The 15,998-nt window shown below is 34.4% G+C and carries 10 protein-coding genes and 3 pseudogenes; 4 read left to right on the forward strand and 9 right to left on the reverse strand.

The window, feature by feature from the left end:
- Nucleotides 1–78 precede the first annotated feature (78 nt).
- The 8 genes and pseudogenes from LNP27_RS00730 to LNP27_RS00765 all read right to left on the reverse strand — a co-directional run bounded on the left by LNP27_RS00730 (nt 79) and on the right by LNP27_RS00765 (nt 11,510).
- On the reverse strand, nt 79–2,046 hold the full coding sequence (locus LNP27_RS00730) for a polysaccharide biosynthesis protein (RefSeq protein WP_229942641.1): 1,968 nt from the start codon (nt 2,044–2,046) through the stop codon (nt 79–81).
- A gap of 468 nt (nt 2,047–2,514) precedes the next feature.
- Entirely contained in the window at nt 2,515–3,384 is an 870-nt protein-coding gene (gene rfbA / locus LNP27_RS00735; protein ID WP_229942642.1) for a glucose-1-phosphate thymidylyltransferase RfbA, read from the reverse strand.
- Nucleotides 3,385–3,530: 146 nt separating this feature from the next.
- Nucleotides 3,531–3,755, reverse strand: a pseudogene (locus LNP27_RS15315) (GxxExxY protein).
- A gap of 84 nt (nt 3,756–3,839) precedes the next feature.
- Nucleotides 3,840–4,889 carry a dTDP-glucose 4,6-dehydratase gene (gene rfbB / locus LNP27_RS00740; protein WP_229942643.1) on the reverse strand — a complete coding sequence of 350 codons (1,050 nt, stop codon included), beginning with the start codon at nt 4,887–4,889 and terminating at the stop codon, nt 3,840–3,842.
- A gap of 132 nt (nt 4,890–5,021) precedes the next feature.
- Nucleotides 5,022–5,315: a GIY-YIG nuclease family protein gene (locus LNP27_RS00745; RefSeq protein WP_229942644.1), complete on the reverse strand. Its 294-nt coding sequence runs from the start codon at nt 5,313–5,315 to the stop codon at nt 5,022–5,024.
- Between the two features lie 419 nt (nt 5,316–5,734).
- Entirely contained in the window at nt 5,735–6,586 is an 852-nt protein-coding gene (gene rfbD, locus LNP27_RS00750; RefSeq protein WP_229942645.1) for a dTDP-4-dehydrorhamnose reductase, read from the reverse strand.
- 2,785 nt (nt 6,587–9,371) lie between these two features.
- Nucleotides 9,372–9,704 carry a hypothetical protein gene (locus LNP27_RS00760; protein WP_229942647.1) on the reverse strand — a complete coding sequence of 111 codons (333 nt, stop codon included), beginning with the start codon at nt 9,702–9,704 and terminating at the stop codon, nt 9,372–9,374.
- Between the two features lie 1,281 nt (nt 9,705–10,985).
- Nucleotides 10,986–11,510 (reverse strand): GNAT family N-acetyltransferase, encoded by a 525-nt coding sequence (locus tag LNP27_RS00765; RefSeq protein WP_229942648.1) that lies wholly within the window; start codon nt 11,508–11,510, stop codon nt 10,986–10,988.
- Between the two features lie 333 nt (nt 11,511–11,843).
- Here LNP27_RS00765 and LNP27_RS15320 point away from each other — a divergent pair.
- The 3 genes and pseudogenes from LNP27_RS15320 to LNP27_RS00780 form a co-directional block, all read left to right on the forward strand.
- Nucleotides 11,844–11,981 (forward strand): annotated as a pseudogene (locus LNP27_RS15320) (tyrosine-type recombinase/integrase); the annotation flags it as partial.
- Between the two features lie 57 nt (nt 11,982–12,038).
- Nucleotides 12,039–12,689 (forward strand): tyrosine-type recombinase/integrase, encoded by a 651-nt coding sequence (locus LNP27_RS00775; protein ID WP_229942649.1) that lies wholly within the window; start codon nt 12,039–12,041, stop codon nt 12,687–12,689.
- The gene (locus tag LNP27_RS00780) at nt 12,668–13,783 is read left to right on the forward strand and encodes an IS91 family transposase (RefSeq protein ID WP_229941399.1); all 1,116 of its coding nucleotides are present in this window, start codon (nt 12,668–12,670) and stop codon (nt 13,781–13,783) included. The genes LNP27_RS00775 and LNP27_RS00780 overlap by 22 nt, the downstream gene beginning before the upstream one ends.
- A 217-nt stretch (nt 13,784–14,000) precedes the next feature.
- On the opposite strand, the gene LNP27_RS00785 is transcribed toward LNP27_RS00780, so the two are convergent.
- Complete coding sequence (locus LNP27_RS00785) at nt 14,001–15,419, reverse strand: DUF6794 domain-containing protein (protein ID WP_229942650.1); 1,419 nt, start codon at nt 15,417–15,419, stop codon at nt 14,001–14,003.
- Between the two features lie 386 nt (nt 15,420–15,805).
- Between LNP27_RS00785 and LNP27_RS15325 the strand changes: the two are divergent.
- Nucleotides 15,806–15,943 (forward strand): annotated as a pseudogene (locus tag LNP27_RS15325) (tyrosine-type recombinase/integrase); the annotation flags it as partial.
- Nucleotides 15,944–15,998: the final 55 nt, after the last annotated feature.

A 15,998-nucleotide genomic window follows, 5' to 3' on the forward strand; every position in this document is an offset into this window, starting at 1 on the left:
CTATTAAACCATAAACAAAAAAGTTCCCAAAGCATATTGCCGTGGGAACTTTTTTTTGTGTCAATTAATTACTACTTTTTATTTATCCAGTAATTGAAAAGTGGAATTCATACTTCTAAATTCTGGTACTATTTTCTTCATTTGCATTACAATATCATCACTTTCGAGAAAATTAGCTTTATGTATCAGATCAATAATTTCATCATTCAAGTCGTCGAATTCCTCTTGTAACTCTTGAGCAATCATGATTTTCTCGTGATAGGTTGGTAAAGTTTTGGAAGAATCATTTAGCAGCTCCTCGTACAATTTTTCACCTGGTCTCAAACCTACTATTTTGATTTTGATTTCCTTCTCAGGAACAAATCCAGCTAGTTTAATCATTTTTCTGGCTAAGTCTATAATTTTAACTGGTTTGCCCATATCAAAAATATAAATTTCACCTCCGTTACCCATAGCGCCAGCTTCTAAAACCAACTGACAAGCCTCAGGAATAGTCATAAAATAGCGAATTATATCAGGATGAGTGATTGTAATGGGTCCGCCTTCAGCAATTTGCTTTGTAAACAAAGGCACTACCGATCCATTCGAACCTAAAACATTACCGAAACGAGTTGTAATAAATTTAGTAGATGACTCATCCTTTAGCTTATTATTTTTACACTGTAATGACTGCACATATTTTTCAGCAATTCTCTTACTTGCACCCATCACATTACTAGGATTAACTGCTTTATCTGTAGAAACCATTACAAATTTTTTGACTTTGTAAAAACAGGATAAATCAGCTATATTCTTAGTCCCTTCTATATTAGTAAGTATCGCTTGCGAAGGGTTATCCTCCATTAATGGTACGTGTTTATAAGCAGCTGCGTGAAAAACAACCTGAGGTGTATATACTTTAAAGAACCTCTTCATCGCCTCTTTATTTCTAATATCTGCCACCAAACTAACTATTTCAGTATCAGAATTTAAACTCTCCGTCTCTAATGTCAAACTATGTAATGGAGTTTCAGCTTGATCTAAAAGAATAATTTTCTTCGGATTGAATTTTAATACTTGCCTTACAATTTCGCTACCAATTGATCCAGCAGCTCCGGTAATCAAGATCGTTTTATCTTTCAGTTGTTTTGAGATTAGCTTACTATCTAGAACAATTGGCTTTCTCTCCAGTAAATCTTCGATTTGTATCGTTTTTACTTTTTGAGAAATTTCTTTTTGATTTTCCCAATCCGTAATTGAAGGTAAGTTATATACTTTATAATTAAATTCGATGCATTGCTCAATAATGACTAACTCTTCCTCTTTAGACAAACCTCTATCTGCAATAATCACACCTACAGCACCTACAGAACGCATTAATGTTGGCAATTTTTTCTTTTGAACAAAGATTGGTAAATCCAACATTCTCTTTGAGGCATTTTGATTGTTTTTATCTACAAAACCAATGATTTTAAACCGGGTTGGAGTTTCAAGCTTAAGTGCATTGGCTACTGATATTGCATTGGCATCCGTTCCATAAATAATGGTTCTAATCAATTTTTCACTTCCAATTTCAGAAAAATAAAGTTCAAAAGTTTGTTTTATAATTACGCGGTACACAAAGAGCCCACAGAAAGAAAGTACTATATTGATAAAAAAAGCAGTGTTTAAAAATACTTTTTCCTGATACAAATACTCAAATAAAAAGTTAAAAAACAAAAAGACTACTAACACTCCAGTTTGGGAAAACAAAATCTTTACGGCATCAATATACGAAGAGTGTCTGATAATTCCAGAATAGGTTCGGAATAGCCAAAAAAAGAAAATATTTATTACGAAAAGAGCTGTTGTAAATATAATAGTGTGAGGTGTAATAATGTACTGCAATCCTGTCCCTCTAAAGATTAGAATTGTAAAGAAGAATGCCAATAACAAAACGCTAACATCGATCGAGATAATTACCCATCTAGGCAAGTACCGCAAATTTTGAATATTAAATTTAAGATTATCTCTTGAAAAAAAAATAGAACTAAAGGATGCCAAATCAAATTTTTTATGTGTACTCAAAGTATTTTATTTTAATATTAACGCTCTTTATCTGCCTCAAAAATAACGTATTTTTAATTAGAAAAAAAAAAAACTCCAATGTCTTCGTTTTATTTTTTCATGACTGCTTGTTAAACGAACTAAATTCATTTTAGCCACGAACTACACCAATTGACACGAATTAATTAGCATAAATTAGTGTAGTTCGTGTTTGCTTATTTTTAGATTGTGAAAAAAAACAATTATAATAGTCACCGATAGCTATGTGGTTTTTATAAATTATTTTTGACTATTCCTTCACCATTTTACAACAGTGCTAAAGATCATTCTTTCACTCTATACTACTTCTACATTTATCATCACAAACATATTAGAACAAGCTTTCTGCTTAACCCAAAGGACACTACAATCCTAGCTTAGCGAACTAATACCAAAAACTCAATAGGCATTATCTCGCAAAAAATAAGCAGAATGTACTCTTTTTTACTATTATAATTTATGCTTTAGTAATCCCATTAGATATTCACCATAGCCCGATTTTTTTAAAGGCTCGGCTAGTGTTTTGAGTTGCTCTTCTGTAATAAATCCTTGCCTCCAGGCAATTTCTTCAATACAACCTACTTTTAACCCTTGTCGTTCTTCAATTACCTGAACAAACTGTCCCGCTTGCATCAAACTATTAAAAGTTCCTGTATCTAACCAAGCAGTCCCTCTACTTAGAATACCAACTTTCAATGCTCCTTTCTCTAAATAGACTTTATTCACATCAGTGATTTCATATTCACCACGAGCACTTGGTTTGATATTCTTGGCGATTTCTACTACTGAATTATCATAAAAATACAAACCAGGTACGGCATAATTAGATTTCGGTTCTACTGGCTTTTCTTCGATGGAAAGCGCTTTAAGGTTTTTATCAAACTCCACCACACCATAGCGTTCCGGATCTGAAACGTGGTACGCAAAAACAACTCCACCTTCTGGCTGTGTGTTAGACTTTAACAATTCATCCATATTTGCTCCGAAGAAAATATTATCTCCTAAAACCAATGCGACGCTGTCATCCCCTATAAATTCTTCTCCTATAACGAATGCTTGCGCCAATCCATTAGGAATTGCTTGTTCTGCGTAAGAAAATTTACAACCAATAGCAGAACCATCACCCAATAATTTTTTGAAATTAGGCAAATCATGTGGAGTGGAGATAATTAATATCTCGTTGATTCCTGCTATCATCAAAGTTGACAACGGATAATAAATCATGGGTTTGTCGTAAACCGGCATCATTTGCTTGCTCATTGCTAGCGTTAATGGATGCAAGCGCGTTCCGGAACCTCCGGCTAGTATAATTCCTTTCATCTTTTTACGAATTTTTACGAATTAATCCGAATTTTACGAATTATTTCAAATTAATGATTCTTTTATTAAGTTAAGGAAGAAGTTCCAAAATTAATCAACATTCCCAACTCTATATTTGTGCATTTTAAATAATTTTGTAATTATACCTAAAACGCAGTAGGTATTTGTGTCACTGCTTTTATTTCTACTATAATTTCATCATAACAAATAAAATCTGCCCGATATTGTTTGTTCAACAGCTGCTTATAGTAATACAATGACAACTTTAGTTGCCTCTTAAAGGGAATTTTCTGAAGGAGAAATTCTCATTGAAATGCTTCTTCATAAACCGCCTTCAAGAATCCTGCTCCTAATGAGCGATTCACTTTCATACAAGCACCAATAATAGCACCACTTACTTCTTTCTAAAGTGCTTTTTTGGCTACATCCATTAGTGAAATTCGTTTTGATTCGTTTTAATTTGAATACTGTTTTTCATAATAAGAAGCATAAGCTCCCGAAGTAATATTATTCAACCACGTCTGGTTTTCCAAATACCAGTTTACAGTTCTTTCCAAACCTTGTTCGAATGTAACTGATGGTTTCCAACCCAATTCTTTATTAATCTTACTGGCATCAATAGCATAACGCAAATCATGCCCAGGACGGTCTTTTACATAAGCAATCAGTTTTTCTGAAGTCCCTGCTGCTCTTCCTAATTTGCCATCCATGATTTTGCACAATAATTTGACCAAATCAATGTTTTGCCACTCGTTAAAACCACCAATATTATACGTATCGTGATTTTTTCCTTCGTGGAACACCAAATCGATAGCGACTGCATGATCTTCTACAAAAAGCCAATCACGAGTATATTTTCCATCACCATATACTGGCAAGGGTTTGTTATGAATAATATTATTAATGAATAATGGAATTAATTTTTCAGGAAAGTGAAATGGTCCATAATTATTAGAGCAATTTGTCAACACATAAGGGAAATCATAGGTTTCACCATAGGCTCTCACAAAATGATCTGAACTTGCTTTAGATGCTGAATAAGGAGAGTTTGGATCGTAAGCCGTAGTTTCTGTAAACAGTCCTTCGGCACCTAAACTTCCATACACCTCATCGGTGCTAATATGATAGAAACGTTTTCCTTCTGAATTATCTTTCCAAATCATTTTGGCGGCGTTCAACAAATTTACTGTACCAATTACATTTGTCTTTACAAATGATAATGGATCCGTAATAGAGCGATCTACGTGTGACTCTGCAGCAAGATGTAATACCCCATCAAATTGATGCTCTATAAAAAGTGCCTCTATAAAAGCCGCATCAACTATATCTCCTTTTACAAAAGTATAATTTGGAGCAGCCTCAATATCAGTAATATTCTCTAAGTTACCTGCATAGGTTAAGGCATCCAAATTGAATATTTGATACTGTGGATAGTTGTTTACAAAACGCCTTACGACATGGGAACCAATAAAACCAGCTCCACCTGTTATTAGTATTTTTTTCATTTTTATTTCTTTTTTTAATTATATCAATCGGCTCTAAAGCCAAAGTGATAATGATAATATAAATTTTATTTTAAAAAAAACAAACTCTTACTCATACCACCCTAACACACTATTACCTATATAGTGTTTGTTTTACTTGCCTAATTCCTTTTTAGCTACAGTAGCTAAGGTCGCATAATTTTCATTAATCAAGGCTTCTTTTTTAGCTCTGGACCATTTTTTTATCTGTTTTTCCTTTGCAATTGCAAGATTAATGTCTGTAAACTCACAATAAAAAACTAGTTCTAAAGGTCGTTTGTTGGTCGTATAACAATCAGGATAAAATCCAGAATTATGCCTAAAGATCCTCGCCGACAGATTACTAGTAACACCCGTATAATAACTATCGTCCGAACATTTTAATATATAAACATAAGATTGCTTCATTTTTATTATTTAATGAGAACTACTTCTCGATACATTTTTGGCTACTTGTAACCGTTTTTATTCTAATCCCTGCTGGCCAAAAACACTCGAAGTGACGGGTATGAAAACAAAACTTCTCGATACATTTTTGGCTACTGATAACCGTTTTTATTCTAATCCCTGCTGGCCAAAAACACTCGAAGTGACGGGTATCAAAACAAAACTTCTCGATACATTTTTGGCTACTTGTAACCGTTTACATTCAAATTCTTACTAGCCAAAAACACTCGAAGTGAAGGGCATGAAAGCAAAACTTCTCGATACATTTTTGGCTACTGATAACCGTTTTTATTCTAATCCTTACTAGCCAAAGACACTCCAAGTGACGGCGAACTGATTAAATTGACGAACATGTCTACTACTACAATCGTTCGAAAACACTATAACTCCATCATCTTTCTCAAACTCACTTTATATTCCGGAACAACCACGCCAAAAGTAGCTTTTATTTTACTTTTATCCAATAAAGAATAGGCAGGTCTTTTAGCAGGTGTAGGATAATTAGAAGCTGGAATTCCACCGACTTCACACTCAAAACCACCTATTTCTTGAATTGCCAAAGCAAATTCGTACCAGCTAATTTCTCCTTCGTTAGAAAAATTATATATTCCTGGTTGCCAATTTTTATGTTCTATGATCGTCATGATGGCTTGTGCTAAATCGGCTGCATACGTTGGACTACCAATCTGGTCACTGACTACATTCAGATTGTCTCTTTCCTGCATTAGTCGAGACATCGTTTTTACAAAGTTATTTCCAAAACTAGAATAGACCCATGAGGTGCGGATAATAATGGCATTAGGATTTTGCTCTACACACGCTTTTTCGCCAGCTAACTTAGTCACCCCATACACATTTATAGGATTGGTTGGTGCTGTTTCAGTCAAAGCCACCGCTGAATTTCCATCAAAAACATAATCCGTTGATACATGTATCAATTTACAATTATTGGCCTGACTCCATTTTGCTAAAATCGCTACCGACTGATGGTTCAACACATCCGATAATTCTACCTCTGTTTCTGCTTTGTCCACCGCAGTATGTGCGGCACAATTAATGATTATTTGAGGATTAATTTCTGTTACTTTTTCTTCTAAATGAGTTAAATCACATAAATCTAATTCCTTATAATCAGTAAAAATCCATTCGTATTGTGTTTTAATTACAGCTATTTGTCTAAGTTCAGAACCTAATTGGCCATTGGCTCCTGTTACAAGTATTCTTTTTTTCATGTTACTCTTATGTTTTTTTTTCTAAAATTAATAGCAATGACAATAGCAACAGCAAAAATCAATAATAAGCAGTTGCGCATTGCATATGATAATTTAGCGCTTTTCCTAACTCCTGCAAAAATAGTGAATTAATCAAATATAAATAATGTGAACTGAAAATCGTGCAGTATTAATAAACTATAGACTATATCCGCATCAGCTCTAAACAGCTTACCTTGTATACGATGCCGTATCAACCGCCTATTTAAATAGGTTGCCTAAACTAGTTGTTGAACTGGTTGTACGATTGTATGAAAAGGTCTATGAGTAATTTAACTCAAATGCTTAACCCACAATCAGCGGCTGTACCAGTTCTAATTTTAAGTCTGTATATAAACAAAATTCTTCAATGCTTACGAATTGATGTTCTTGTTTATTTAACTGCTTTTTAATAGTAATTAAAAGTAATCGTGCATATCGATAACTTTTACCTGTGATCCTCTGAACGTCTTTTGGGTAAATACATACTCTTTTCAGTTCTGTTTTCATGCTTTATCTATGCTTTATCCATGCTTTTGCGTGGTAGTATCTCTACTTTAATTTGCGAAAGACAGAATGTGCTTTTCAAAGTTATGGAATATTATTTATTTAATAAGTAAATACTTATTTTATATGTGGTGTTACTATGAATATTTTAATAGGTATTGTCTGTTAAGGTTTTCGGTCTTGCTATGGAGAGTGAGGGTATCTTGCTGGTGCGCATGATTTTGGTTCTCGATTTCGTTTGATGAGCCCTTCGTCTCTGCTCAGGGTGACAGTAACAAAAAAATCACTACCTGAAAATTAAAAACTTAAAAACTAACATAAAAAGCCGCATTTCCACAATATCGTTTTTTAACGTGTTTTTACTTTTTTGCTTGATCAACCCTTCGACTTCGCTCAGGGTGACGGAAACAAAAAAATCACTGCCTGAAAATTAAAAACTTAAAAACTACCTCAAAACACCGTTCTGCGCCCCGAGCCGTTCGCCAAAAGGCTCAACTCGCGGAGCGCTGCCACTCCGTTTTCTCGTTGTTTTTTTACGTTTTTAATTTAAGGGCGGGGGTAAAATTGGTAATGATAAAATTCTCTGTTTATTTTTAAAAACAAGTTAATAATATGATTATTTCAGTGTTAAATCATGTTTTTTCTTTTTTATCTCAGGTAGCTTTTATTTTAAGGGGTCTTCGAAGAATCTTCGATTTGTCTTGATGAACCCTTCGACTTCGCTCAGGGTGACGGAAACAAAAAAATATTCATGCGTTATTATTGTTTTTTTGTATTCATGACCCGAGCCTGAAAGGCGAACAGATGAAATAATCTTCGATTTCACTGCCTGAAAATTAAAAACTTAAAAACTACCTTAAAACACCGTTCCCGCCCCGAGCCGTTCGCCAAAAGGCTCAACTCGCGGAGCGCTGCCACTCCGTTTTCTCGTTGTTTTTTTTACGTTTTTAATTTAAGGGCGGGGGTAAGATTGGTAATGATAAAATTCTCTGTTTATTTTTAAAAACAAGTTAATAATATGATTATTTCAGTGTTAAATCATGTTTTTTCTTTTTTCCTTGATCAACCCTTCGACTTCGCTCAGGGTGACGGAAACAAAAAAATATTCATGCGTTATTATTGTTTTTTTGTATTCATGACCCGAGCCTGAAAGGCGAACGGATGAAATAATCTTCGATTTAACTGCCTGAAAATTAAAAACTTAAAAACTACCTCAAAACACCGTTCCGCGCCCCGAGCCGTTCGCCAAAAGGCTCAACTCGCGGAGCGCTGATACCTTACTGCCACTGGCAGTCCTCCCTTTAATTTCAAATGTTGTTTTTATACACTTTTAATTTAAGGGCGGGAGTAAAATTGGTAATGATAACCGCCTTCTCGATACAATTTTATAAAAAGGCTATCGCTATTTTATAAAATCACTCGAAGTGACGGAAATCAACTGAGAACTGAGAACCGACAACCGACAACGGATAACGGATAACTGAAAACCGATAACATCTAACTAACAAACACCGGCACCGCCAGCCTATTTGAACAAAAGGTCTCATTAATTTAATTTGAATTTATTAATGGTGCAGGATGTATTTTATTGTGAGATGTGAGATGTGAGATGTGAGAGTATAGAAAATAGACCAACTCCTACTCTACTGAATTTATTAATAAAAGAAAACTATTTTTTCTTTTATCTTGATGCAAAAGAAACAAAAAATACTCAGGTTAATATTTAAATTTTTGATTTCGTGACCCGAGCCTGAAAGGCGAACAGATGAAATAATCTTCGATTTCAAGCCTGAATAGTTGCATCCTGAAAATCTTCGGGAGCATTTATCTCACTAATGCCTTATTGTAATGGGTGTTCGATGAACCTCACTGCGTTTCGGTTTCCCTATCGCGACCCCAGCCGCTCGTGTTGCACACTCAACTCGGGGGTCACTCCCGCCGGCCAACGCTTAAATCCTTGCCCGGATTTTCTTGGATAAAAATATAAGGGCGGGGTTAAGCGGAAACTTATGGCCTTAAGTGAAGGAAAAACACATTAAAACCAACTGAAAAACTACTCCAAAAAAAAAGAGGATACTAAATCCTCTAAATATTCCTCAATTAATTTTGCGATAATTCCATAGTTCCTGCCAGTGACCGGTTCTCCCGCTAAAAATCGGGACAGGAGCTTTGATTACTTCGTCCGTTCGCTAAGCTAGGGTGTTCGTGTTGTGTGTACAAAGAAAGCTTAGCTTTTGTGCGTAGTTATTTGATTTGTAATTTAACTTCCTGAGAAACCTGAAATATTAAAAATTCCAACCGCTAGGTCTATCCAAATTAAAACAAACGTCAATAAAATGAATAAACAAATTAAAAGTCTTAATTTCTGTGTTTTAACTTTTCGGAGCACAAACTCGCATAATATTGCTGTGCCGAATAAAAGAAACCCAATAATTACAAAGTCGTTTAATTTCCAATTAAACCCTTGTCCATCAATACCTGTACCTATAGTTAGTTGTAATGCAGCAAATATTAGTAAAATAATACCTATACCAGATAATAAACTCAATAGCCTTTTATTGGATTTTTTTTCTAAAGTTTGAATTGTTTTCATCTTTTAATTATATTAATTAGTGGAAGTGCTTTTAAAAATGTGTGTTATTCCTAAGTACCTTAATTCGGGGAAAGTATATTTACTCCCATTGATAAGAGAAAGTCCATAGAAAGTTAAAGTCAGTGAAGGTAGAATACCTATAAAACCTTTATTTAATACCATTAGGCAGAAAACCCCACCTGTTATCAACGGAATTAACAAATTTAATAGAAGTCGTTTCGACAGACCATTCTAAATTATTTGCTTTTGAATTTTCGACTTCCTCCTCATAAAAAAGATTGCACTACCAACTGAAAGTATGATTGTACCTGTAGTTATAACCAACAAATAGATTTCTGTGTCATTGTGGAGTGTTACTGCATTATAAACCGAATAGTCTTGGTCTTTGAAAACAGTTATGAAGGCTAACCATATTCCCGTCAAAGCAATGATACCTGTCAAAACACCTGAAAGTCAGCTTAAGGAAATGAACTGAGTAGTTCGAGACATAATTTCTTTTATCTGCTTTAAATCATCTATATATTTTACTTTTTTAATTTTAAAAGTACTTTGTAATACAAAGTAATCTATAATAACTCAAGCTGCAAAATGTTTTGTCTATAAATATATAATTAATTGACGACGAATGTCTTGTACATTTACGCACAATCCTGTCACGCAAGGGAATTTCACCCCTACGTTCTCACGTCATCGTACGTGAAAGTGTCCCTTCATACGACTGTTCATGTTAATAAATCACACTAAATTTAATTCAATCTACGGATATACCAACAACCAATGTATAAATAATGCAGGTTTTTCATTACACTTTGTTTTTAAGTATCGAACAAATACCTTTTTATACAAATCTATTTCACATATTATCCATTTAAGTAATCAGGGGATGTTGCTTTTCCATCCATTTGTCAAACTCAACGTTAAGAAATAAATTTGCTAATAATTGATTAATTACTCCTCCTTCTTACGTTCCTGATAGCGAGGCCCGCCTGTTTGGTATCTTGGCGTTAGCCAGTACACGAATTCCTGTAAAAGTTAATTTTATGGGTAAGGGAAATTGTACCCAATCCCGAAGCTTCAGGTCAAGGAAAACACTAGAAAAAACATCCTTTATTTTATTGCAAAAAAAAGAGGCATTTTTGTCTCTTGTAACATCTGCAATAATTTTACGAGAACGCCATAGTGCTTGAGGGCATGTAATCGGTTCGATTCTCAACCGCGGGTTCATTGTTGGCTTTTCAAGCCCAACCCTTATCTGTTAACGGCTGCCTTTTTGTTTTCGTTTCAGTTTGTTAGTTTTAGTTTCATCATAATATCCGTTTGTTCATCTTCTCCAAGTTTGAAAATATGCTTGTCAAACTCTACAAAACCATTTTTCTTGTAAAAACTTATGGCTCTCGGATTTTCTTCCCAAACGCCTAACCAGACATATTCCGAACCTTTCTGTTTTGCAATTTCGATTGCTTTATCATACAATAATTGTCCAACGCTTTTGCCGTGAAACTCTTTTGACACGTAAATTCTCTCGATTTCAAGAGCTTTACTGTCTTTCAGTTCGGTTTGTGATTCTTCACAATTAACTTTTAAATATCCAATTACTTCTTTTTCCAGCGTTGCAAAGTAAAACTCTGAGTTTTTATCGCTCAGTTCTGCAGTCAATTTTTCTTTTGAAAAACCTTCTTCCAAATAGCTTTTCATGTTTTCTTCGGAATTAGATTCTGAGAATGTTTCTTTAAAAGTCTGTCTGCTAATTTTCTGTAGTTGGACAATTTCTGTCAAGCTTATTTTCTGGATTTGGATATTTGTCATTTTCTGTTAGGTTCTTTGAAGGTTGCCACTAACATTCTGGTGCTACAGCGGGTTTGGGACTAAATTAAGCCTTATCTTCGGATTTGCCAAATATTCCCAAATACAAGACCATTTTTAAATTAAGCCTATTGCCCAAATCCGTTGTAGCGTGTGTTGAACTAAACCTTCGGTAGCGCGAAACCGAAAAAGTAGTACTTTTCAAAGATAACTAAAATCTATTCTTATGACTACAAAAAAAAGCATCCTGATGCCTTAAGAGAAAACAATATTCTCAACCAAGCCAGGCGAGAAGTTCCGGGTTTTGAGGAACTAATAGATCGATTTGAGCGCACCATTTCGGTTTTAGGACGAAGCCCAAGTACTTTTAGAAATTATTCGCTCCATGTAGCTTCTCTTGCTTTGTATTTTGGGAAGATTCCCACCGAATTGGACCCTGAGCAAATACATGACTACCTTTTTTATCTACAAAAAAAGTCGAAAACCCCTTCACAAACCTATTTTAAACACACTGTTTACGGTCTTCGATTTTTGCTAAAATCGGAGGGGTTAGCTTATGAATACTTACGTTTACCTTCTATAAAACACGAGAAAAAACTTCCTGTAGTACTCAGTAAAGCTGAAGTTTGGGCGATGCTTCAAGGGGCTAAATTGCTCAAGCACAAAATCCTTATCGGTTTGCTTTACGGCTGTGGACTTCGTTGTATGGAAGCACGTTCGGTGCGTTTACAAGATTTAGATTTTGATAGAAAACAACTCAAAGTAGTACAAGGTAAGGGAAAGAAAGACCGTTATGTACCCCTTTCGGTTCATTTAATCCGAGGATTGAAGAAATATATTGAAGCCGAAAAACCCAAAGAGTATCTTTTTAATGGTCAGCCGATAGAACGATCTGGAGGCGATTTTGACAATCGATACAGCCAGCGCGGCGTACAATGGGCGGTAAAACAAGTCGCCAAAGCCGTTGGGATTATCAAAGAAGTTCATGTACACACACTACGCCATTCCTACGCCACACATTTGCTTGAAGACGGTATGGATATCATAACGCTCAAAGATCTTTTGGGACATCAAAATATAGAAACAACCATAGAATATTTGCAGATTGCTCAATTAGAGAGCCAACAAAAATTTAGTCCGCTTGATACTCTTTTTGCTCAATGCAGCCCAGGTTTGAAGTAGCCGATGTGCTGAGAAAGCTTGGAACAAGAATTGAAACTTTAGGATTAAACACTTGGCAACTCCGAACTTTATCTGCCCTAAAACGCTGTAGAACATCAGAACTAGGTGGCCATATTGATGCCTGTGATGGTTGCGGAAAAATCAGGATCAGTTACAACAGTTGCCGCAATCGGCATTGCCCAAAGTGTCAGGGTAACAAGCGAGAAGATTGGATTCAGGCAAGAGCCACTGAGCTTTTGCCAGTACCTTATTTTCATGTGGTTTTTACCTTGCCAGATAGTATTAATTCTTTAGCAATTCATCAGCCCAAAATGGTTTATGACATTTTGTTTGAAGCGACTTGGGAAACGCTAGGACAATTTGGTAAAACCAAGGATATACAGACTGGAATGATAGCCGTTTTGCACACTTGGGGACAGCAATTGAGTTTGCATCCGCACTTGCATTGTATTGTTCCTGGTGGAGGAGTGAATAAAGAAGGGAAATGGCAAAATAGCAGAATGGATGGTAAATTCTTGTTTCCAGTAAAAGCTTTATCAAAAGTTTTTAAGGCGAAATATTGCGAAAAACTCAAAGCAAAAGAGCCGATTAAATACGAACAAATACGTCAAGAATTATGGAGAAAACCTTGGGTAGTTTTTGCAAAGAAGCCTTTTGGAAGTCCAAAGACTGTGGTAGAATATTTAGGAAGATACACCCATAAAATCGCCATTAGCAACCATCGAATAAAAAATATCGACAATCAAAACGTCACTTTTGATTACAAGGATTATCGGGTAGCGGGAGCAAAGAAGCAAATGACGCTCACTCACGGGGAATTTATCAGGCGGTTTTCATTGCATGTTTTGCCCAAACGTTTTGTAAAAATCCGTCATTATGGCTTTTTGAGTAGCAGCTGGAAGCGCCAAAAGTTGAAACTTTTGCAGGAGAAACTCAAGGTTAAAACATTGGAAAAAGTAGAAAAAAAGCCCTTTTTACCCAAATGTCCGTGTTGTAAAACTGGGAATTTACACCGAATAGCGGTTTTTGACCAGCGTGGTCCGCCTGCTTGGTATCTTGGCGGTAGCCAAAGTGCTACTTCCTGTGAAAGTTAATTTTATGGGTAAGGGAACTTATGTTCTATTGTGACGTAAAACAGATTAAAACCAACTGAAAAAATACTCCAAAAAAAAAGAGGATACTAAATCCTCTAAATATTCCTCAATTAATTTTGCGATAATTCCATAGTTCCTGCCAGTGACCGGTTCCGTTCAACACGTGCTTCATTGTTGGTGCTTCGCACCCAACGAATCCCTAGCTGTTAGTGGCTGTTTATTTTTTTATTGGATTATCATTTTCCCAATTTTCTGCTGCATTAATTTCTTCTTTCAGCCATTTCACATATTCATAAATTATTATTCCTGAAATATAATCTCTGTCAGTTATTCCTCTTTCATTGAAATAAATTAATAATCTTGAACCACCATTTATTCCCCAATTATTTCTAATCCACATTCCTAAACCACCACCGTGAGAATTGAACATAAATAAGTCTGTTGATTCTTTAAGCTGTTTTTTACTTTTATTGTTCAATGTTTTATCTAACTGAATAAAACATTCTTTTAAGTTTTTTGGAATGTAAAAATTATCTATAGTATCAGCATATTTTCTATTTTCTTCTACTTTTAATTGTTCTAATTCATACTCTTTGGTGTCTAGTATTGCAATTTGATTATCAGCATTTCTGAATCTCCAAAAGAAATAATGATAAAAGAATTTATCAAATTCCTTCGGTAAAAAGCTTACATCGTAAGTTTGTTCTTCAAAGAAACTTTTAACTTTATCATATGGAAGTTTTTTGTCTACTTTTAAATTTAGTATTTCTAATTTTCCGTTTTGGTCAACAAAACCATTTATGTCAATTGTAAAATAATGATATTTTCCATCGTCACTATCGTTTACATACAATGCTTTCATTCCAAGCATTTCAGCTAATGCAATTGCTGTTTTTTTACCATTCTTCAAATTTGGAAAATAGGTATCATTATTTTGAGGAGTAGGAAATTGTTTTTGTTCAAATTTTATTTTATAGTTGCTCAAATTAAGTTTTGGATAAACTTTACTGAATTCAATTTTTTTAATAATTTTTTGATGAACTAAATCGAAAATTGTTGTAATTCTATTTGAGTTTGTTGAGTAAATGGTGTCATTTAATATGAAAACTGGATTCTTGGACAAGAATAATTCTTCCTGAGTTATATCATCTTTATATATGATTGTATTTTTTGTGTCATTAAATTTACTTTTATTATAATCAATTATATTGTCAAAATTATCATAGATAAGGTTACAAGTTTCATTTTCAGGATTGCAATTGCTAAATTCTTCAATTGTAAAAGTTTTTATTAACTTTCCTTTTTTATAAATAGTAACATTTCTCAATTCAACTTCTTTTGAATTTGAATTTTCCGACATAATATAAATAACATATTTACCATCATTACTTATTGCTAAATAACTTGAACTACCAAGCATTACGAATGGTCTTTCAATTTTATATTTTAATTTATTATTTTTGAATATTAAAGATTTACCTCTTAAACTTGGATAAAAATCATCAAATGGAGTTGATTCAATATAATATTTTCCATTTTCTGAGAATGTTTTTGAGATAGAAATTGGATTATAGTTTGTTTGTGAGTTAGAATTAACCCAAAATAAAATTACTATTAAAGTTATTATTTTTCTCATGTTTTCGGGTTAAATAGCTACTAACGTTTCGGGGCTTTGCGAAGTGGCGGGAAATCGAAGCGGAAAGTTTCGATTTAGACGATACATAGCAAAAGCCAATTTCTATTTGCTAAATTATGAAAAAAAGCCAATAAAATTGGCTTTTGCGGATTACGAAGCACAAACTTTCAACTTAGCCGTTACCCCGCCATTTTGCAAAACCCTTGTTGAACTAAACCTTCGGTAGCGCGAAACCGAAAAAGTAGTACTTTTCAAAGATAACTAAAATCTATTATTATGACTACAAAAAAAAGCATCCTGATGCCTTAAGAGAAAACAATATTCTCAACCAAGCCAAACGAGAAGTTCCAGGTTTTGCGGAACTAATAGATCGATTTGAGCGCACCATTTCGGTTTTAGGACGAAGCCCAAGTACTTTTAGAAATTATTCGCTCCATGTAGCTTCTCTTGCTTTGTATTTTGGGAAGATTCCCACCGAATTGGACCCTGAGCAAATACATGACTACCTTTTTTATCTACAAAAAAAGTCGAAAACCCCTTCACAAACCTATTTTAAACACACTGTTTACGGTCTTCGAT

It is taken from the genome of Flavobacterium galactosidilyticum, from assembly GCF_020911945.1.
GTDB lineage: Bacteria > Bacteroidota > Bacteroidia > Flavobacteriales > Flavobacteriaceae > Flavobacterium > Flavobacterium galactosidilyticum.